Here is a 977-nt window from a genome sequence, read left to right as displayed (position 1 = left end):
CGCCGGTGCAAAGTGTCGCCCAGGACGAGCTTTTCGATGCCGCGAGCTGGCAGCCGAGCTCGCGGCCGCAGAATTCCGCCTCTGAAGACTACTCTGGACGAATGATGAGCCAAGGCGCTGCGGCCCAGACCACACTTGAGCAGACGTCCCCCGCAGCCAGCGACAGCTTTGATGCGTCTTTGGCCGTTCCCGAGGACTTCTCCCACGGCACCCAGCCTGCGCCGGATATGATGCGCTCCCAGCTAGGCCGCTGGGGTCTGTTGCCGGATGCCACACAGCGCGTAAAGACCTACGACATTCGCGGTGAACGCTATATGGCCGTATTGGGACCGGGAGGGCCCAATGATGTTCAGCTCATTCATCTGCGGTCTCCTGCTGTCAGCGATACGTTTGATGTTTCGTTCGCCGTTCCCAAGGATTTTTCCCCTCGCACCCAGCTAGCCCCCGACATGATGCTGTCCATGTTGGGAAAGTGGGACTTCTTGCCTGTTGCGGAGCATCCGGTAATGAACTACGAGATTGGCGGCGAACGCTACACAGCCGTGTTGGGGCCTAGAGGACCCAACGACGTTCAACTCATTCATCATCCCCGATCCGCTTTGCTGGGTGACGCTTTGCCTGCGGTGCCTAGGGCTTCCTCAGATATCTACGGCGGTCTCGCGCCAAGGTTTGGTTCGGCGGCGCCTTTCGAATGGCGCGAGGACGCTTCTGCGGCGCTGGCGCCAAACTTTCCCCCGCCATCTGCCGAACCGGCGTCGGGCCATCAAGCACTCCCGCAAGTGCCTGAACTCGGAGAGTTGTTCGGGGACGACTGGAGGCACGGCCCCCAAGAGGCTGCGGAGCAGAGCGGCGAACTTCCAGCTCCTGGCTTCGATGCACCAGTGCTTTGGCAGCAAACGCGTTCAGCGAGGTCTTGGTCCGAGCAAAGTTTCGCTCAGGAAGCGCTATTCGATATCGCGGACCGCGAGCGCCTGCTG

The 977-nt window shown here is 61.2% G+C and carries 1 pseudogene; it reads left to right on the top strand.

Annotated features, from left to right (window positions below):
- Positions 1-977: pseudogene (locus CO676_RS36745) on the top strand (hypothetical protein); the annotation flags it as partial.

It is taken from the genome of Sinorhizobium sp. BJ1, assembly GCF_002531555.1.
Classification (GTDB): Bacteria; Pseudomonadota; Alphaproteobacteria; order Rhizobiales; family Rhizobiaceae; genus Sinorhizobium; species Sinorhizobium fredii_B.
Note: the sequence above shows the minus strand (reverse complement) of the source record. Positions and strands in the feature narration are given on the sequence as shown.